This is a genomic window from Bacillus badius NBRC 15713, from assembly GCF_001591605.1.
GTDB lineage: Bacteria > Bacillota > Bacilli > Bacillales > Domibacillaceae > Pseudobacillus > Pseudobacillus badius.
The window spans coordinates 16,005-36,104 of the sequence record NZ_BCVF01000016.1 but is presented as its reverse complement, the minus strand read 5'-3'; the positions used below and the strand labels follow the sequence as shown (position 1 = coordinate 36,104).

At 44.6% G+C, this 20,100-nt stretch carries 17 protein-coding genes; 16 read left to right on the top strand and 1 reads right to left on the bottom strand.

The genetic code is table 11. The features are described from left to right. Positions 1-36 precede the first annotated feature (36 nt). From BBA02S_RS09920 to BBA02S_RS09865, 12 genes are all read left to right on the top strand, one after another. On the top strand, positions 37-1,107 hold the full coding sequence (locus tag BBA02S_RS09920) for a type III polyketide synthase (protein ID WP_041113028.1): 1,071 nt from the start codon (positions 37-39) through the stop codon (positions 1,105-1,107). Then, a complete protein-coding gene (locus BBA02S_RS09915) occupies positions 1,104-1,619 on the top strand; it encodes an isoprenylcysteine carboxyl methyltransferase family protein (protein WP_041113029.1) in 516 nt (171 codons plus the stop codon). The genes BBA02S_RS09920 and BBA02S_RS09915 overlap by 4 nt, the downstream gene beginning before the upstream one ends. A gap of 90 nt (positions 1,620-1,709) precedes the next feature. Beyond that, positions 1,710-2,423 carry an NAD(P)-binding domain-containing protein gene (locus tag BBA02S_RS09910; protein ID WP_231557128.1) on the top strand — a complete coding sequence of 238 codons (714 nt, stop codon included), beginning with the start codon at positions 1,710-1,712 and terminating at the stop codon, positions 2,421-2,423. Positions 2,424-2,644: 221 nt separating this feature from the next. Then, positions 2,645-3,073 (top strand): cell wall hydrolase, encoded by a 429-nt coding sequence (locus tag BBA02S_RS09905; protein WP_041099443.1) that lies wholly within the window; start codon positions 2,645-2,647, stop codon positions 3,071-3,073. A 179-nt stretch (positions 3,074-3,252) separates the two neighbouring features. Further along, positions 3,253-5,226 (top strand): methyl-accepting chemotaxis protein, encoded by a 1,974-nt coding sequence (locus BBA02S_RS21745; RefSeq protein ID WP_052477216.1) that lies wholly within the window; start codon positions 3,253-3,255, stop codon positions 5,224-5,226. A gap of 180 nt (positions 5,227-5,406) precedes the next feature. Continuing rightward, on the top strand, positions 5,407-7,002 hold the full coding sequence (locus BBA02S_RS09895) for a PucR family transcriptional regulator (protein WP_082040153.1): 1,596 nt from the start codon (positions 5,407-5,409) through the stop codon (positions 7,000-7,002). A gap of 121 nt (positions 7,003-7,123) precedes the next feature. Beyond that, on the top strand, positions 7,124-8,581 hold the full coding sequence (locus BBA02S_RS09890; RefSeq protein ID WP_041113030.1) for a CoA-acylating methylmalonate-semialdehyde dehydrogenase: 1,458 nt from the start codon (positions 7,124-7,126) through the stop codon (positions 8,579-8,581). 28 nt (positions 8,582-8,609) lie between these two features. Further along, complete coding sequence (locus tag BBA02S_RS09885; protein WP_041099447.1) at positions 8,610-9,953, top strand: aspartate aminotransferase family protein; 1,344 nt, start codon at positions 8,610-8,612, stop codon at positions 9,951-9,953. A 226-nt stretch (positions 9,954-10,179) separates the two neighbouring features. Then, the gene (locus BBA02S_RS09880; RefSeq protein WP_041099449.1) at positions 10,180-11,403 is read left to right on the top strand and encodes an MFS transporter; all 1,224 of its coding nucleotides are present in this window, start codon (positions 10,180-10,182) and stop codon (positions 11,401-11,403) included. Positions 11,404-11,581: 178 nt separating this feature from the next. Further along, positions 11,582-11,980 carry a hypothetical protein gene (locus BBA02S_RS09875; RefSeq protein ID WP_041099451.1) on the top strand — a complete coding sequence of 133 codons (399 nt, stop codon included), beginning with the start codon at positions 11,582-11,584 and terminating at the stop codon, positions 11,978-11,980. 171 nt (positions 11,981-12,151) lie between these two features. Then, positions 12,152-12,517 carry a YidH family protein gene (locus BBA02S_RS09870; RefSeq protein WP_041113031.1) on the top strand — a complete coding sequence of 122 codons (366 nt, stop codon included), beginning with the start codon at positions 12,152-12,154 and terminating at the stop codon, positions 12,515-12,517. 136 nt (positions 12,518-12,653) lie between these two features. Further along, entirely contained in the window at positions 12,654-13,001 is a 348-nt protein-coding gene (locus BBA02S_RS09865) for a rhodanese-like domain-containing protein (protein WP_223662996.1), read from the top strand. Positions 13,002-13,056: 55 nt separating this feature from the next. Here the strand turns inward: BBA02S_RS09865 and BBA02S_RS09860 are convergent, their stop codons facing one another. Then, positions 13,057-13,449 (bottom strand): hypothetical protein, encoded by a 393-nt coding sequence (locus tag BBA02S_RS09860; RefSeq protein ID WP_041113032.1) that lies wholly within the window; start codon positions 13,447-13,449, stop codon positions 13,057-13,059. Between the two features lie 433 nt (positions 13,450-13,882). Between BBA02S_RS09860 and glnA the strand changes: the two genes are divergently transcribed. The 4 genes from glnA (at position 13,883) to nhaC (ending at position 20,062) form a co-directional block, all read left to right on the top strand. Then, a complete protein-coding gene (gene glnA, locus BBA02S_RS09855) occupies positions 13,883-15,217 on the top strand; it encodes a type I glutamate--ammonia ligase (RefSeq protein ID WP_041113033.1) in 1,335 nt (444 codons plus the stop codon). A 75-nt stretch (positions 15,218-15,292) separates the two neighbouring features. Next, positions 15,293-17,143: an asparagine synthase (glutamine-hydrolyzing) gene (asnB, locus tag BBA02S_RS09850; protein ID WP_041113034.1), complete on the top strand. Its 1,851-nt coding sequence runs from the start codon at positions 15,293-15,295 to the stop codon at positions 17,141-17,143. A 273-nt stretch (positions 17,144-17,416) separates the two neighbouring features. Further along, positions 17,417-18,511 (top strand): amidohydrolase, encoded by a 1,095-nt coding sequence (locus BBA02S_RS09845; protein ID WP_041099461.1) that lies wholly within the window; start codon positions 17,417-17,419, stop codon positions 18,509-18,511. Between the two features lie 129 nt (positions 18,512-18,640). Further along, the gene (gene nhaC / locus BBA02S_RS09840; protein ID WP_041099463.1) at positions 18,641-20,062 is read left to right on the top strand and encodes a Na+/H+ antiporter NhaC; all 1,422 of its coding nucleotides are present in this window, start codon (positions 18,641-18,643) and stop codon (positions 20,060-20,062) included. The last annotated feature ends 38 nt before the right edge of the window (positions 20,063-20,100 follow it).

Sequence of the window (20,100 nt, the reverse complement as noted above, 5' to 3'; positions counted from 1 at the left end):
TAAAATCATTGGTTGTCAGAAGGGATGAGAAGAGAGATGCCGTTTATCCGGAATGTTGTGACTGAGAATCCGCCGTATTGCTTTGATCAGCAGGAAGTTGTAAAGGTAGTCAGAAGTTTATTTAGAAAGCATTATACTGATATTGAGCGGCTGCTGCGGGTGTTTGGCAACGGCCAAATTGAAAAGCGCTATTTTGCTGCCCCTCTTTCCTGGTTTGAAGAAGAAAGGGGATTGGAGGAAAAAAACAATAAATATATTGAAGAATCGGTGCAGCTTGGAAGCCGGGCGGTGGAGAAATGTTTGCAGGAAGCAGGCGTTGATAAAGAAGACATTGATGCTTTTATCTTTGTATCCAGTTCAGGTATGGCTACACCAACGATCGATGCTCGGATTATGAATCAATTGAACTTTCCCGCTCACACCAAACGAATTCCGATTTGGGGATTGGGGTGCGCGGGCGGCGCGTCAGGAATTAGCCGGGCGCATGACTATTGCCTTGCTTATCCTGAAGCCAACGTGCTTGTACTCTGCATTGAACTGTGCAGCCTCACCTTTCAGCACGATGATATGTCGAAAAGCAACCTGATCGGAACCTCTTTATTTGCTGATGGGGTAGCCTGTGCCTTGGTAACAGGAGAAGCGGCAAAAGTGACAGGGAAGGGATTTTTTACGAAAGACACCCAATCCACACTGATGCCTGATTCAGAGGATGTAATGGGATGGGAAATCAAAGACGAAGGGCTGCACGTTATATTTTCAAGGGATATTCCAAGCATTGTAGAGAGCTGGCTAAAGCCTAATGCACTCTCTTTTCTGAGTAAGCTTGGGAAGGAACTGGCTGACATTGATCATTTCGTTGCTCATCCAGGGGGAAAAAAGGTGCTGGATGCTTATGAACAGTCTCTGGGATTCTCAGATGACAAAACAGCTGTTTCGCGAAACGTGCTAGCTTCCTATGGAAATATGTCTTCACCTACCGTTTTATACGTGCTCAAGGAAGTAATCGAGAACGGCCCGTCCCTTGGAGAAACGGGGCTGCTGACAGCTTTGGGCCCGGGTTTCAGCTCGGAAATGGTATGGATGGAGTGGGGGGAAATCAACAAGTGAGCCTTTTCTTTCTTGTATTTACATTCGTTGTTCTTCAACGGCTGCTAGAGGTCATTTATGCTCGATCCAATGAAAAACGGATGAGAGCGCAGGGAGCGATTGAGTTTGGGGCGGAACACTATAAGTGGATTGTTTTGCTCCATGTACTATTCTTTGTTTCTTTGCTGGCAGAAGTATTCTACATAGGAATGGACCTGGCTCCGGGATGGCAATGGTTTTTTGCCGGCTTTTTAATTGCTCAACTTCTCCGTGTATGGTCTCTCGCTTCTCTTGGTCCCTTTTGGAATACAAAAATCCTTGTGCTGCCGGGAGCCTCTAAAGTGAAACGCGGGCCATACCGCTGGATTCCCCATCCTAATTACGTGGTGGTAGCAATGGAAATCGCCTCTCTTCCGCTTATATTTGGCGCATGGAGAACGGCTCTGATTTTCTCCGTGGCCAATGCCCTCCTGCTGCTTTTTATAAGAATCCCTGCAGAGGAAAAAGCGCTGGAAAGATTGGAAAGTCAGTAGCTGCTAGCGGTTTTTGCAGAGTAGACCAGCAGCGCGGGTTTTGTCAAAATAATAAGGAGATCCATTATAAAGAAAAAGGTTGGGGCAATCATGGAAAAGATAAAAATTGGTCTGGCGGGTATGGGAATGTTAGGAACAGCTATGATGCATCATTGGTGTGAAAAGAATCGGGAAATAGGCGTATATCATCCTGAAATGCTGAAGGCGCGCCAATTTGTGGGAAACTACCCGAACGGATACACGATGAACAAAAAGGAAATGTCAGGTTTGGATATACTGGTATTGGCTCTTCCAGCAAAAGAAGTCCTTCCTTTTTTGCGAGATGTGATCGCTGAGAATGGCGTATTCTCCGGGACAGCAATCATCAATATGGCTACAGCTCTTCATACAATAGAGATAAAAAAAGAATTTCCGCAGCTATCTGTGTGGGGAGTGAAATTTATGGGACATGCGGCTGATTTGTTTAAACGAGGGGAAGGCCTGTTCATTACAGAATCGCTGCTCCCCGATCAAGTGAAGCACCTATTTTTTGACCTTGGAGAAATGAAGTGGGATAGCGAAGAGACGGTTATGAAGGTTAACAAGCTGGCTACGTACTATGCGGTGAAAACAGCTGTGGAAATAGAGACGGAATTTGCGAAGCAGGGGCTAGACCCTCAATATGCAGAGAGAGCCTTAAGAGCACTTTCGCCAGAGGTGATGCGCTCCTATAGCGAAGGCTCACTGGGGCATTTTGGAAAAGAGGTTGTCAAAGAGTTGAAAGTCGGTTTGGACAATGAAGCAGCGTCTAAGCTGTCCACATGATCCGACTGCACACCGCAAAAAGCTGTGCAGGAGCTTATAAAAAGCAAGGTACGCAGCTGCAGCGGGCATTGCCCGGGAAATCTTTTGTCTAACCGCCTCAATGATAATTGGTTCGTCCCCTCCGTTGGATAGGGCTTGTCCAAGCCTTATTTCGAAGAGGGCGATTCATCATTTGGGGAGTGCAGAATATAATAAAAGAGATATGCTGCGGAGGTGAAGGCATGGCAGTCGTAAAACATAGAGCGTCTGATATTGATTTGCTGGCGAGGCTGCTGCGGGCAGAGGCGGAAGGTGAAGGAACACAAGGAATGCTTATGGTTGGCAATGTGGGCGTCAATAGAATCAGGGCTAATTGCTCGGATTTTAAAGGATTGCGTACGATTCCGCAAATGGTATACCAGCCGCATGCTTTTGAGGCCGTACAAAAAGGATACTTCTACCAGCGGCCGCGGGAAAGCGAGAGAAGGTTGGCTCGAAGGGCTGTTAATGGGGAAAGGATTTGGCCGTCGAAATATGCTTTATGGTATTTTCGGCCGGAAGGAAATTGCCCGCCGACATGGTACGATCAGCCGCTTGTGGCCCGTTATAAGCTTCATTGCTTCTATCAGCCGACAGGTGAAGAGTGCGAAAATATATACAATGTTTTTTAAGAAAAAACGAATGATTCTCTGCCAAGGAGCCGCCAACAGCGGCTTCTTTTTTAGTTCTTTTATTAAGATTTTGTAAATAAAAAGACCTATATATGCAAAAAGAGTAGATCATAAGTTATAATGTGAGCAATTTGAAAGATTAGTAAATTGTTCCTGTTTAAGGGCAAGGAGGAAGCATTTTGTTTAAGTTGACATCATTGAGGACTAAAGTGTTTGTTGTTTTATTATCATTTTCTATTATTCCATTGCTGCTGTTAAGCTTTGTTTTATTGTCTCATGCCAACCGGGCTTTTTCAGTGTTTACACAGCAAAGCGAGCAATCAACTAAACAATCAGTTGTAAAAAGCCTGGAACGGACTTCAACTGAGCTATTAGATTTGACAAAAAGATATGGACAAGATGAAGAGTTAGTCAGAGCGTTCAAAACAAATAACCGGGCCATGCTCGCTGCGAAAGTCCAGCCTGTTTTTGAGCGGCTTCAAAAAGAGCATAGCGTGAGTGTTTTTGAGTTCGGCAGCAAAAAGGGGAATGTATTTCTAAGGGGGCACAACCTTGAAAAGCATGGAGATGATAAAAGCAAGCTTCCCGCTGTGCAAAAAGCCTTAAAAGGAGAGAGTGTGTCCGGGTTTGAATTTGGGAACAGCGGACTGGCTGTTCGGGCATTTGCGCCCATTATGTTTAATCATGAAGTCATTGGCACATTGCAAATGGGAATTGACAGCAATTTTCTTCAGCAGTTAAAGGAGACAGCGCAAGGAGGGGATATTCAACTGTATAATCCATCAGGTGAAGTGGTTCTTTCATCTGTACAGGAAAATACGGGAAAACAATTAACAGATACATCGATTACGGACAAGGTACTTTCCGGGAAAGAAGTTTCTATAAAGAAGGGGAATTTTCTTCATACATACCTGCCAATGTTTGATCCTACTAAAACTGAAGTGATTGGCATGATCGAAATTGCACAGGATCTATCGGTTATTGCTGAAGCCCAGCAGAAAATGATCACGCTGGCATTAATGATCGGCGGCTTCACCTTATTATGCGCCGTGGCTGCTGCTTTTCTTTTCAGCCGCTCCATTGCTGAACCTATTCAGAAAGCGGCTAATTTTATGGATGAGTTTTCCAAAGGTAAGTTAAACGCTGCCGTTGAAGATAACAGGAGAAAGGACGAGATCGGCTTATTAATGAAGGCGATAGTAGCCATGCGCTCCAATTTTCAAGAGGTAGTGGAACGCATTTCAGTTACGGCCGATATTGTTACCAAGCAAAGCTATGACCTTGAATATATTTCCAGTGAAATGAACGAAGGGAGCGGACAGATTGCTGCGACTATGCAGGAATTGTCAGGAGGAGCGGAAACACAGGCGCACTCATCGGCGGAGCTTGCAGAAAAGATGAGCGGATTTTCTAAGAACATTCAACATGCACATCAGAATGGGGAGGACATGGCAGCAACAACAAAGCAGGTATTGGATTTAACGGCTAAAGGAAAAACGTTCATGGATACCTCTGTTCGTGATATGCATGCGATTCAGGAGGTTGTCAAAGCATCGGTGCTTCAAGTGAAAGATTTAGACGAGCAAACAAAGCAGATTTCAACGATGGTGCAGGTGATTCATGACATTGCTGAACAAACAAACCTTCTAGCACTGAATGCAGCCATTGAGGCGGCCAGGGCAGGAGAGCATGGAAAAGGATTTGCGGTAGTCGCAGGAGAAGTGCGTAAGCTTTCAGAACAAGTGACTCATTCTATTAGCGGCATTACTCAGACTGTCAGCCATATTCAGCAAGGTTCTAAAGAAGTGACAGCATCGTTAACAGATAGCTTCAAGAAAGTAGAAGCAGAAGCGGAGCAAATTCAAATGACCGGGGCGACATTTGAGGAAATTACAAAAGCGATTTCTGCTCTGGGCCAACAGATTGCAGCCATTTCAGACTATCTCACACAGATCAATGGGGAATCTGCCACTATTCAGCTGGTTGTTGAGAATATCGCCTCTATTTCTCAAGAATCTGCAGCAGGCATAGAAGAAACGGCTGCTGCCGCCCAGCAAGCTAACCATTCCATGGAAAAGGTGAAAGGCGATGCAAATAAATTAGCAGACGTGGCTCGAGAGTTAAATAGCTTATTAAAAAGATTTACATGGTAGTGACTGTCAGCTTTGAGATGAGTGGATGTTGACTTTTTGGCCGGATCGACAAAGGAGATGAAAACCCCGGGAAGGCTTTTCCCGGGATTTTTTAAGTTTTTCATATAATTGAATATTACCAGCTTTGATATTAAACTGGATAAAAATAGAATCAATTCTTTAAGGGGCGTGGGGAGCGACGTGAAGAATGAAATGAAGCTATCCGTTCAGGAAATTTTAGAGCTGGATCATTTTCAGCAGGCCAAGATGGTAGCTGGACACAATGGCCGGCACCGGGCGGTTAAATGGGTGCATGTTATAGAAGTTTCCGATGTAAGCAATCTGCTGAACGGTGATGAATTGATTCTTTCCACAGGAGTGGGCTGGAAGTCGGGAAAAGCAACGCTCCGGCTGCTTGTGCAGCAGCTGATTGATTGCCGGGCGGCTGGACTCTGTATTGAATTAGGGAAATACATGGATGAAATTCCTGCTGAGATTCTTCGACTTGCCGATATGCATGATTTTCCAATTATCGTTTTTCATGAAGAAGTGCGGTTTGTTGATATTACTGAAGGTGTGCATACCCTTATTATTAAAAAACAATATCAAATGATTACCGATTTAGAGGATTATTCCCGGAGGATCAATCAAGTGCTTCTGGAGGCCGGACCGAGGGAGAAAGTTCTTAACATGATGCACAAGCAAATTCAACTGCCCGTTGTGTATCTTCCGAAAGAAGGGCACCCCGAGATTGTTTCAAATAAACCGGCAAAAGAAGAACGCGCCCTTTTAGATCGAGTCATTAAGGGCACGTCAGAGAAAAGCAGCATAGCACGGCAGCCTATTCATATTTGGAGCCAAAGCTTCGCAGAGCTGATGATCATCTTTGAAACAGGAAAGGTGACTGAATTTGAAACTCTTATTCTCGATCGTACCGCTACGGCGCTTGCGCAAGTGATTTTACGAGAATTATGGATAGAAGAGCGGAGAAAGGCAAAAGAAGCAGATTGGATTCAAAAGTGGCTTGAAGGCAAACATACCGAGGAGCAAATTACCCGCTTTCTTAAAGAGATTAAGCCGGGATTAAAGCCGGAACGCGCCGTCGTTTTCCTGCTGCAAACCGCTGGAATCGATGAGGAAAGTTCCAATAGCACCTATTTAAAGGTACTGCTGCGCTCTATTTTTCAGGAACAAGGGTTCTTCCTGTTAGCAACGGCCGGCAAAAATGAGATGGTGTTTATCCTCCTTGATCAAAGAAAAGAAGATAACTGCAAGCAGCGTATACACGCAGGAATCCGTTCCATGAAAAAAGCAGGCGATATGGAAAATTACTCCTCAGCACCTGTGAAAATTAGTGCAGGAACGATTGTTGATAAACTAACACAAGTGCAATCCAGTTATGAAAAAGCAAAAATAGCTGCGGCCATTAAGGAAAATATTCCATTGGGAATGCAGGAGTATTTTTATGAAGACTTACATATATACAGACTGATTTATGCCCTTCATGAACAAGAAATGCTCCATGAATTTGTTTGGGATTATTTAGCGCCTGTTTTATCATATGATGAGGTTCACCATGCTAAATTAATGAATACGCTAAAAATCTATTTAGCATGCAACGGTTCGAAAAAAGAAACAGCAGAACGGCTGTATATTGTGAGACAAACCCTCTATCACCGTTTGGAAAAGCTATATGAGCTTCTAGGCGAGGATTTTATGGAGCCGCCGAAACGGCAGGCCATTGAATTTGCCGTTTCGGCTCACGAATATCTTTCAGGCAGCAGCGGTAATAGCTAAATCAAGACAAAGTGTAGAACGAATATTCAGATAAATTTACCTTTTGTCTAATGAAAGCGCTATCTGCGACATCTATAATAAGGCTATGAAGAGAGTTTAAAACATTCCAGGAGGGCTTGCGATGGTAGTGACAAAAGACGTTAAAACAGTAAAAAACTTCATTAATGGACAATGGACAGAGTCATCCAGCCAGAAGATAGAAGAAGTTCCTAACCCGGCCACTGGGGAAGTAATTGCCAGACTCAAGGTTTCCACTAAGGATGATGTGGAACAGGCGGTCACAGCTGCGAAAGAAGCGTTTCAGACATGGAAAAAGGTGGCGGTCCCGCAGCGCGCCCGCATCTTGTTCCGTTACCAGCAGCTGTTAGTGAAGCATTGGGAAGAGCTGGCTGAGATCGTTACGCGGGAGAACGGAAAAAGCTATAACGAAGCTTACGGAGAAGTGCAGAGAGGCATTGAGTGTGTCGAGTTTGCTGCCGGTGCTCCGACCCTTATGATGGGCAGCCAGCTTCCGGATATTGCTGCCGGGATTGAATCAGGAATGTACCGCTATCCGATTGGGGTCGTTGGCGGCATTACACCTTTTAACTTTCCGATGATGGTGCCGTGCTGGATGTTTCCTCTCGCTATTGCCTGCGGAAATACCTTTGTTTTAAAACCGTCGGAACGCACTCCTTTACTGGCTAACCGTTTAGCTGAATTATTTATGGAAGCCGGCCTTCCGAATGGAGTGTTGAATATCGTTCACGGTGCGCATGATGTGGTGAACGGAATTTTGGAGCATCACGATGTGAAGGCCATTTCCTTCGTCGGTTCTCAGCCGGTAGCTGAATACGTTTATAAGACAGCGGCAGCGAACGGCAAGCGTGTGCAGGCACTTGCCGGAGCGAAAAATCATTCTATCGTTATGCCTGATGCTGATTTAGAAAATGCCGCCACGAATATTACGAGCGCTGCTTTCGGTTCAGCGGGTGAGAGATGCATGGCTGCTTCCGTTGTGGTGGCGGTTGGCGATATTGGCGACAAACTCGTCAGCCTTCTTAAACAAAAAGCCGATGCCCTCAAAATGGGCAATGGCATGGATAAAGATGTATTTCTCGGACCGGTGATCCGTGAAGCACATAAAGAACGGACGATCGGTTATATTGACAGCGGCGAACAGCAAGGGGCAGTAATCGTTCGTGATGGCAGAAAAGAAGGCCAAGGAGAGAAAGGGTATTTTGTCGGCCCGACAATTTTTGATCATGTAAAGACGAACATGAAAATCTGGCAGGATGAGATTTTTGCGCCTGTGCTTTCCATTGTGCGTGCTGACAGCCTCCAGGAAGCAATCGCGATTACGAATGAATCGGAATTCGCGAATGGGGCTTGTCTGTATACAGATAGCGCCAAGGCCATCCGCGAATTCCGCGAAGAAATCGATGCGGGCATGCTGGGCATTAATCTGGGCGTGCCGGCTCCGATGGCATTTTTCCCGTTTTCCGGTTATAAAAACTCCTTCTATGGTGATCTTCATGCGAACGGCAAAGACGGAGTAGAGTTTTATACGCGTAAAAAGATGATGACTGCCCGTCATTAAGAGAATAGTAAAAAGGAGGGAAATAAACATGCAAGTAACACACAAGGAACAGGATTTGCAAAAGAAGGATGAACGTTTTGTCTGGCATGCAATGAGAGGATCGGCTCCCGCTCCGGCAAATCTGATTGCCCAAAAAGCAGAAGGCGCCTGGGTAACTGATATAGATGGAAATAAGTACCTGGATGGCTTGTCTGGACTGTGGTGTGTGAATACTGGTTATGGAAGAAAAGAGCTGGCAGAAGCTGCTTATGAGCAATTGTTGGAAATGCCTTATTTTCCGCTGGCCCAAAGCCATGTTCCTGCTATTAAGCTGGCTGAAAAATTGAATGAATGGCTGGGCGGCGAGTATGTCATTTTTTTCTCGAACAGCGGTTCGGAAGCAAATGAGACGGCATTTAAGATTGCCCGGCAATATCACCAGCAAAAAGGAGGCCATAGCCGGTATAAGTTTATTTCCCGCTACCGTGCGTATCATGGCAACTCAATGGGAGCGTTGTCAGCGACCGGGCAGGCAGAAAGAAAATATAAATATGAGCCGCTCGCACCCGGATTTATCCATGTAAATCCGCCGGATCTCTATCGCCGTCCAGAGGATGAACAGACGCTGGAAAGTGCGGAAGAAGTGGATCGGGTGATGACATGGGAATTGAGCGAGACAGTAGCCGGCATGATTATGGAACCGATCATCACGGGTGGAGGCTGTCTTATTCCGCCGCAAAATTACATGAAAAAAGTAAAGGAAATCTGTGAAAAGCATGGAGCGCTGCTGATTTGCGATGAAGTGATTTGCGGGTTCGGACGGACAGGAAAGCCATTTGGGTTTATGCATTATGATGTAAAGCCTGACATTATTACAATGGCAAAAGGAATTACAAGTGCCTATTTGCCGCTGTCTGCTACTGCTGTCAAAAGAGAGATTTATGAAGCATATTGCGGCGACGGGCAATATGACCGCCTTCGTCATGTCAATACATTCGGCGGCAATCCGGCTGCTTGTGCGCTAGCGCTGAAAAATATGGAAATCTATGAAAATGAGAAATTAATTGAGCGTTCCCGTGTTCTTGGAGAACGGATGCTTAAAGAATTGGAAGAGGTCAAGGATTTGCCGTTTATTGGAGATATTAGAGGGAAAGGCCTCTTAATCGGAATAGAATTAGTAGAGAATAAGCAAACAAAGAAACCGGCAAGTGTGGAGCTAGTCAATAAAGTAATTGGGCTATGCAAGGAGAAGAAATTGATTGTCGGGAAAAATGGGGACACAGTAGCTGGTTATAATAACATATTGCAGCTGGCTCCGCCGTTAAGCATTACCGAAGAAGATTTTCAGTTTATTACGCAAACATTAAAAGACTGCTTGCGTGCACTTCAATAAATGGAGAGGGCTGCGTTGGATTTTCTGGCGCAGCCTTTTCTGATCTAATAAAAACCAAATATAATTATTTGACAATTCAGTAAATTATTATGGTACACTGATGAAGAGTACCGTAATAGAAGTTGAAATGGGAGATTATTTCCTATTATGAGCAAGGCGGCCCATGTTACTTTTTGTATGGGATGCCTGAGAAAATAAAGGGGAGCAGCTGTAAAGGGGGATGGGGATGGAACGAGAGCAGCAGATGTGGAAATATGCGTTAACGTGTGTCATGGTAACCATCAGCACACTAGGATTTGGACGAATGTCTTACGGGATTTTAATGCCTTTTATGAAGGAGGAGTTGACCCTTACATATGAACAGGCAGGAATGCTGGGAACGATCACGTCCATCGGGTATCTGGGACTTGTTCTTTTTGCGGGAATTATGGCTGCAAAGTGGGGATCAAAGCGTCTAGTCGTGATTGGAACGCTGCTCGTCGCCGCCGGTTTATTTTATCTGTCGTTCGTTCAAAGCTTTTTCTCTTGCATGCTCGGAATGGCGATTCTTGGCATTGGGACGGCTTTTACTTATACCCCGCTTGTGAATATTGTCGTCGGCTGGTTCCCGCGGCAGCGGGGCATGATGATCGGCTTTCTTGGCAGCGGATTAGGGTTAGGGACTTTAATTTCCAGTGCAATGATTCCGTTCTTCACCGCATGGTTTTCGATGAGCGGCTGGCGCTATCTCTGGGCTGTATACGGCCTTCTTTCTTTGCTATCTGCCCTTGCCGCTCAAATCGTGTTGCGCGATCCGCCGATCCCTGCCCGCAAAAATGCACAAGCAGAAGAATCCCTGTTTCGCGAAGTGTACGTTCATAAAAGGGTGCTGCTCGTGGCTCTTATTTATGGATTGATTGGCTTTGCTTATTTGATTCCACAAAGCTTTTTATTCAGCTTTATGCTGGAATCGGACATTAATCGTTATGAAGCCGGACAAATTATGGCTGCTGGCGGTTTACTGTCCATTTTCAGCGGTCCGCTATGGGGGACGATTTCAGATCGGGTCGGCCGGAAGAAGTCGCTGCTTACTGCTCTCTTTATCGGAGCGTCTGCCATGGCTCTCCCGGTTGTTTTTCCAGTATATGCAGGGTTTATGGCCAGCCAGCTTTTATGGGGGATCACGGTTGTTGGAATGCTGCTGCTTATTCAGGCACTATCGACAGAGCAAATTCACCCGTCGTATGCTCCTGTGGCCCTAGGCTATGTAACTGTATACTTCGCTGCCGGGCAGCTGCTTGGCCCTGGGCTTGGCGGATGGCTCGTCGACCATGCTGGCGGGATTCGTTCTTCCTTGGTGCTTTGCAGTGTGCTGTTGTTGCTAAGTTTCATTTTTTCGACACAATTGCATAAGCAAGCGGCAGGAGAAAAACTAGCGATTCCGAAGGAGCAGCAAACGACAGGCGGATAAGAAAACCGAGGCAAATCCTTGTCTGAAGCGGGTTGTCTGTCATTAAAAAGGTTTATTGAAAAAGCTTTTTTCCTTTTCTTCATTCGAATTTAGGCTGTATAAAAGCTATTTGGGATTTGCAGGAATGTTCCTCTTTTCTGTCGAAATATAACAACAAGAACAAAGGAGGAAATGGAAAATGGAAACATTAACCGAAAGAGAACAAGTCACCCTTGCTTATTATGTTCAATATTATCTGGGGAACGATCCAAACGATATTGCTGAGTTGCATCGAATGATGACTGAGGGGATGCCCTCCTATCCATCGATTATGGAACAGCTGACAAGAGAAGGAATGCTTAATGGAATGGACGCTATTCCATCAGCTCCAGTAGAAAATGGCGGCGATAAAATTACAATACCGATGATTACCCATAAAGGGATTCTTTATATTGACAGTATTTTAAACATTCAGTCCTATGCTGTTGAAGGCAATAAGCTGTCGTATATAAAAAACAGTTTGTTAACGAATAATCTGCAACTGTCTGTCGATGTGATAGCTGCCTATGTGAAAGAGGAAACAGGGATTCCTGTGTAATAAATAGAAGAAAGCTTTTCGATGAATGGGCGGCAGTCCGCGTTCGAAAAGCTTTTTTTTTGTGCGAATTTGTCAGAAGGGCAGGCAGAGAAGTTGCATACTGTTTCTTGATATGTAAAATGAGGGAGGGGAGGATATTAAAATTACACGCAAGAACGGAGAGAGGCGACCATGAAAGGACAAAAGGCTGATGAGTCAAAATACATTCAGCAGCATTTAGCGAATGAACGTACTTTTCTTGCCTGGCTGCGCACGGGTCTTGCTGTTGTGGGAATTGGTTTTCTGGCAGTCACGCTGCATTTTAATTACGGATCAAAGGTGAGCAAGCTTACCGATGAAATTTCGCTGCTGATGATGATTTTTTCTTTAGCAACCGGTCTGGCTATTTTGATTATGGGATCGTTTAGCTACTTCATGAAACGAAAGGAGATTAACGAAGCGTCCTTTCGTTCGTCATCAGTTGTAATGGCCGTTGTCACTATTGCGGTCAGTATACTGATTTTTATGCTGGGATTTTATTTTATAACCATTCTATAATCTTGCCGCAGGATCAAGCGGAAAATCTTGACTCGCGGTTTCGTTTGGTTTACTATACATACAGGGGTATTTCAGGTGCTCCTTCCTTTCTTTATTTGTTAAAATATACGCCTGATTTGAGTTGGAGGGACTGATCGTGTTTCTAGTGGGCATAATTCTATTGCTGATGCTGCCTGTACTTTATAAACGTTATGTTCCGGTTGTCGGAGCAGAAGAAATTCAATGTAATCAAAACGAAGATGTTCAATTGGTGGATGTCCGTGATTTTCATGAAGCAAACCGCAATCCAGTTTCGTCGGCGATTCACATTCCATTGCCGTACTTAGCAAGGCAGCATAACGAAATTGCCGACAAAGAAGTGATTGTGATTGTCTCAGACAAAGTGCTTCGTAATTTAAGCATCCGGCAATTGAAGAAATACGGATTCAAAGTGAAAGGCTACTGCTGCAAGAAGGAAGCAGTTTATTCACCGGCATCCGCATAAATCACTGGCAAAACAGCAAAACCTGTTTTCTTGCAACGGCAAAAAAGCCGGCTCATTATGCAAATGAGCCGGCTTTTTTGCGGTGCTTAGAGCGGAGGATTTGTGAAAGGGAGGGCATGGTGTCATGCAGCTTGCGCCGGTCTTTATAGGAACGGTAAGCGATAAGCTCTTTTCCCTCATTATCATAGGCATCCAGCTGTAAAAGATAGGGGCCTTTTCTTTCCATATAATAGGAAGCTTCATCTTCTTCTAAATAGTAAAACCGAAACGTGATCCCAAGCCAAGTTTGTTTAGTCACATTCGTTTCAGGATGGCTCTCAATATACCTTTCCAGCTTAGGAACCGAAGTGGAAGGCGGATTGGCTAGTTCCTTCGCTTTTTCTTTTACATAATCAGCTGCGTGGCTGACTGTTTTCTTGGCTTTTTGAATGAGTTTATTTTTCCTCATCATCATTCACTCCTTCTTGTTTTTTTACTCTTATTCCCTTTTTTAAGCTAGATTATCAGAAAATTAATCTTTCTGTTTATAAAAATAGGTTATTTTTTATTGTAGCCTCTGAAGCGATATCAAAAATAGATGAAATAAATCTGAACAATATATTATTCGGATTTATTTTGCGCACATATAATAAATATCGGCAAACACCACGGGAATGGTGGTTTGCCTTTTGCATCAGTTTTTTCAGAAAGCTTGTTCACAACTGAGCATGGGGTGTTGGGATAGATTTTTTGCTGCAGAAGACTGAAAACGAACAAAATATCATCGCATGTTAAATAATAATAGTAAAGAAGCGGAGATGTTTTCAGCGTGAGAATCCTGATTGCTTCATGGGAGAGACAGTACTTTTATAAATGAAAAATGAATATAAGGGGAGAAGGATATGGTGAAATTTAGCCGAGAAGAGATTTCTAAATTAGTTCAAGAAGAGAATGTGACATTCATCCGGCTGCAATTCACGGATATTTTAGGAACGATCAAAAATGTAGAAATTCCTTCTTCTCAATTGGAGAAAGCATTAAGCAACAAAATGATGTTTGATGGCTCTTCCATTGAAGGATTTGTCCGCATTGAAGAGTCGGATATGTATTTATATCCTGACCTGGATACGTTTGTTATATTCCCTTGGACAGCTGAAAAAGGGAAAGTTGCCAGATTGATCTGTGATATTTATCATCCGGATGGAACACCTTTTGAGGGAGATCCCCGCAGCAATTTAAAGCGGATATTAAATGAAATGAAGGCAATGGGGTTTACTGATTTTAATGTCGGACCTGAGCCTGAATTCTTTTTGTTCAAACTAGATGAGAAAGGAGGAGTAACTCTCGAATTAAATGACAGCGGCGGTTATTTTGATCTTGCTCCTACAGATCTGGGGGAGAACTGCCGGCGCGATATTGTGCTGGAATTAGAAGAGATGGGATTTGAAATTGAAGCTTCCCACCATGAAGTAGCACCCGGCCAGCACGAGATTGATTTTAAATATACAGATGCTGTGAAGGCGTGTGATGACATTCAGACGTTTAAATTAGTCGTAAAGACGATTGCCCGCAAGCACGGCTTGCATGCGACATTTATGCCAAAGCCTTTGTACGGAGTAAACGGCTCCGGCATGCATTGCAACTTATCTTTGTTCAGAGACGGCGAAAATGTTTTTTATGACAAAGAGGGTGACCTTGAACTAAGTGATACAGCTCGACAGTTTGTCGCCGGTATTTTGAAGCATGCTCCTAATTTCACGGCGATCACCAATCCGACAGTCAATTCTTATAAAAGATTAGTTCCTGGATATGAAGCTCCTTGTTATGTAGCCTGGTCTGCCAGGAATAGGAGCCCGCTGATCCGCATTCCGGCTTCGCGGGGGCTTAGCACACGTGTGGAGGTGCGCAGTGTTGATCCTTCGGCCAATCCCTATTTAGCCATGGCTGTGCAGCTGGCAGCCGGACTAGATGGCATCAAAAATCAATTAACGCCGCCTGCTGCGGTGGATCAAAATATTTATGCGATGTCTAAAAAAGAGCGGGAAGAAAGCAACATTGTGGATTTGCCGCCGACTCTTGCTCAGGCGATCAAAAATTTCCAGAAAGACGAGGTGATGACTCAGGCTCTAGGTCCGCACTTATGCGAACATTTTATTGAAGCCAAGGTAATTGAATGGGATTTATTCCGCACGCAAGTTCACCCGTGGGAGCGCGAGCAGTATATCACACAATACTAAAGGGCATTGTTGTTCTGCTGATGAATAAAAAGGCCGGAGCGGCCCCGAAAATCTAACAGGAAAGAGTGATAGCGAGTGTGTGGAATAACAGGTTGGGTTAATTGGCATCAGGATTTGACAACTCAGGCGTTCATTGTGGAAAAAATGACACAGACGCTGGCGAAGCGCGGTCCGGACGCTTCGAATATTTGGAGCAGCCGGCATGTCTCGTTTGGACACACTCGGCTCATTGTAGTCGATCCTGCCGGCGGAATCCAGCCGATGAAAAAGACAGTCAACAAACACCATTACACAATCGTTTATAACGGAGAGCTCTACAATACCGAAGAGCTTCGCCAAGAATTATTAAAGGCAGGGCATGCTTTTCGTTCTCGTTCTGACACGGAAGTATTGCTGACAGCTTATATAGAATGGGGCGAAAAATGCGTTGATCATTTAAATGGCATTTTTGCATTTGCTGTCTGGGATGAGAACAAGGAGCGGCTTTTTATGGCAAGGGATCGTGTAGGCGTAAAGCCGCTCTTTTATAAAGAAGGGGGCGGCTCGCTGGTATTCGGCTCAGAGTTGAAAGCGATCCTGTCCCATCCGGCTGTTAAAAGTGAGATAGGAAGAGAAGGGCTTCAGGAGGTGCTTGGGTTAGGCCCATCCCACACGCCGGGTCACGGAATTTTTCGCGGCATAAAAGAATTGAGGCCCGCCCATGCACTCAGCTATTGCCGAAACGGACTGAAGATTTGGAGATATTGGAATGTCGTTAGCAAAGAACATAACCAATCATTAAAGGAAACGGCAGAGCAAGTCAGGTTTCTTATGGAAGATGCAGTCCGGCGGCAACTGACAGCTGATGTGCCGGTTTGCACGTTTTTATCAGGAGGAGTGGATTCAAGCGCGATCAGCCAGTTTGCCGCCGACTTTTTTAGAGAAGAAGGCCATGGTCCGCTTCATACGTATTCTATTGATTACATTCATAACCGCCAGTACTTCCAATCAAGCACATTTCAGCCGGATGAAGATAGACCGTGGATTGAAAAAATGCAGCAGCATTTAGGAACAGTTCACCATGCTGCTGTTATTCAAAATGATCAGCTGGCTGATTATTTAACGGATGCTGTGAAAGCAAGAGATTTGCCGGGAATGGCGGATGTGGATTCTTCTTTGTTATGGTTTTGTGAACAGATCAAACCGAACTTTACCGTTGCTCTATCTGGCGAATGCGCCGACGAAATCTTTGGAGGCTACCCGTGGTTTTATAGAGAGGAGCTGTTGAATGATGACAGCTTTCCATGGATGAAATCCCAGGAAGAAAGGCAGCGGCTGCTGCTTCCGCATTGGCAGAAACGGCTCGATCTTAAGCGATATGTAAGAGACCGGTACGAAGAGACTATTCAGGAAACGCCCCGGTTAGATGGGGAAAGTCCGCTGGAGGCCCGTCGCCGGGAAATGTTTTATTTGAACATGACATGGTTTATGACGACACTCCTTGAGCGCAAAGACCGCATGAGCATGGGGGCAAGCTTAGAGGTTCGCGTTCCATTCGCTGATCACCGGCTTGTAGAGTACGCCTGGAATATTCCATGGGATATGAAAATGCTGAACGGAAGGGAGAAAGGGATTTTGCGCCTCGCTTTAGAAGGGGTTTTGCCTAATGATGTGCTTTACCGGAAAAAAAGCCCTTATCCGAAAACCTATCACCCAGAATACACCGCACGCGTCACGAAACAGTTGACGGATATCATTGATAAACCCTCCTCTCCTATTCTTGAAATACTGTCAAAAACAAAAGTCACAGATATTATTAATTCTAACGGCTCCTCTTTTAAAGCACCTTGGTTTGGCCAGCTGATGACAGGCCCTCAGCTTATCGCGCATCTTGTCCAAATAAATGGCTGGCTGGAGCACTACAATATTAATATCGTGGATAATTAATCAACAGAACAGCCGCCGTCGCGTTAGTGTATAAACGCGGCGGCTGGCTTATTTAAAGACGATGGTGGGTCATAGGGGTTAGGCTGGCAGTTTGTCAGCTAGTAACCGTTCATCGGCTGCATGACAAAAAAATTTAAAAGCAAGTACAGATACCTAATTAAAAAAATGATAATATTTAGATAAATAGGAAGGTGGAAAGCAAATGTCAGGAATGCTAGCATAGCTGCTCACTGAACTATTTCGAAGCGATGGATAGAAAAAGGAGAGAGAAGCATGAATATTGAAGACAAAATGATGGAATGGTTTAACTATTTCCATGAGCACCCTGAAGTGAGCTGGCAGGAGAAGGGAACGACCGAAAAAATAGCGGGGATTTTGGACGAGCTAAATGTGCCGTACCGCCGTTTTCCAGATGTAACAGGCGTTATTGCCGAAATTGGAGAAGGGGAGACAGCAGTAGCGGTTCGTGCGGATATGGATGCATTGTGGCAAGAGGTAGATGGCGTGTTCCGGGCCAATCATTCATGCGGGCATGATGCTCATATGGCGATGGTGCTCGGCGCTTTGCTTCATTTGCGAAATGAACCGTTAAATAAAAAGGTGCGCTTTATTTTCCAGCCTGCTGAAGAAAAAGGAAATGGCTCAGTAGCGATGATTGAACGGGGAGCAATGGAGGGAGTCACCCACCTGTTTGGCGTCCACGTGCGTCCACTCGAAGAGCTTCCGCTTGGCCAATTTGCGCCGGCGATTTATCATGGAGCCGGCATTTTTCTGGAAGGAAAAATCCTTGGGGTTGATGCTCACGGGGCAAGGCCTCATCAAGGAAAAAATGCCATTGATGTTGTGGTAGCTCTTCATCAATTTATTAAATCCATTTACTTGTCGCCGTTTGAAAGCTATTCGGCGAAATTGACAAAAATTATGGCTGGCGGGGAGAATGCCAATATTATTCCAGGAAGCGTTGAGTTTGCCATGGATGTGCGCGCGCAGAAAAATTCAGTCTTGCAAGTTCTTAAAGATCGCATCACAGAAGGCATAGAAGGATTAAAAAACCTTTATGGCATTGACATTGAATTTGAATGGTACGATTATACGCCAGGAGCGGAAGTGTCGCTTGAAGCTGCGGCTGTGGCAGAAGAAGCGATCCGGCATGTGGCAGGAGACCAGGCGGCTGCTTCACCGATCGTTATTTCGGGAAGCGATGATTTTCATTTTTATACAACCAAGCATCCTGAAGTGAAGGCAACAATGATTGGAGCGGGCGTTGGCTTAGTTCCCGGCCTGCATCATCCGCAGATGACATTTGATCGAACGGTCTTGCCGATGGGCGCACGAATTTTAGCAGAAACATTAAAAAGAGTTAAATAAGAAAAAGTTTTTACAAAAAAATAAAAATTCAAATTGACGTACAGCCATCGAGAAGTTATTATTACCCTATTAGCGTCTATTATGCGACAATTGAAATTTTTCCAAAAAATGACGAATAGAGGGAAGAAAATGAAAAAAGAGATGTCTTTTTGGGTAGCTATTATTCCGCTGGTTGTGATGATCATTGTCATGGGCATAACTGTAGTAGGTTTGAAGCAAGGGCCGCACATTCCGCTGATTGTCGGCACAACGACAGCAGCGCTTGTGGCCTGGCGTTCAGGATTTAAATGGTCAGAAATTGAAGAAGCGATGTACAAAGGAATCCGCCTGGCGCTGCCGGCTGTTGTAATTATTATACTGGTCGGCTTAACAATTGGCGCCTGGATTGGCGGAGGCATCGTCGCCACGATGATTTATTATGGATTAAAAATTATTACGCCTTCATTATTCTTAGTATCTATTACTTTAATTTGTGCGATTGTATCCTTGGCAATCGGAAGTTCATGGTCGACAATGGGAACGATTGGTGTTGCCGGCATGGGGATCGGCCTCAGCATGGGAATTCCCGCACCAATGATTGCGGGAGCTGTTATTTCAGGAGCCTATTTCGGGGATAAAATGTCACCGCTTTCAGACACGACAAACCTGTCGGCTGGTTTAACGAATACGGATTTATTTGTGCATATCCGCCATATGTTTTACACGACTGTTCCCGGGTTGCTCATTGCTTTGGGCGTCTACGCCTTTTTAGGCAAAGATTTCGGAAAAAACGGGCTGGATACAGCAGATATTGAACAAACGATGGGAGCGCTGCAGGATAATTTCGTTATTTCGCCTTTTTTACTGTTGATTCCGCTTCTTGTTATTATATTAGTAGCTAAAAAGGTACCTGCCATTCCTGCGCTTATTATCGGAATTTCCCTTGGTTTTGCTTCTCAAGTATTTATTCAAGGCGGCTCTTTTGCGGAAGCAGTCCAAGCGCTGCAAAGCGGCTTCGTCATTGATTCCGGGAATGAGATGGTAGATAACCTGTTTAACCGCGGCGGCTTGGAGTCGATGATGTATACTGTCTCGATGACGATTGTGGCCATGACGTTCGGCGGAGTTTTAGAGAACACAGGCATGCTTGAAGCTATTGTCAAACAAATTCTAAAGCTGGCCAAAACAGCAAAAACCCTTGTAGCATCAACGGTTGTTTCTTGTTTTGCAACAAACGCAACTTGCTCTGAACAATATATTTCTATTGTTATTCCTTCAAGAATGTATGCAAAAGCCTATCAGGAACAAGGGCTGCATTCGAAAAACCTTTCCCGTGCTCTTGAAGATGGAGGAACATTAACCTCTGTATTTATTCCGTGGAATACGTGCGGAGTGTTTATACTAGGAACACTGGGAGTCCATACATTTGAATATGCTCCTTATGCGGTGCTGAATTTTGTTGTTCCGATCCTTTCCATCATTTATGCTTTAACCGGTTTTTCAATCACAAAGCTGACTTCAGAGGAGAAATTGGCGTTAGAGCAGCAAGAGGAAGCTGCAGTTAACCAATAAAAAGCAAAGGAAAAGAAAAGCTCATAGAAATGAACTTT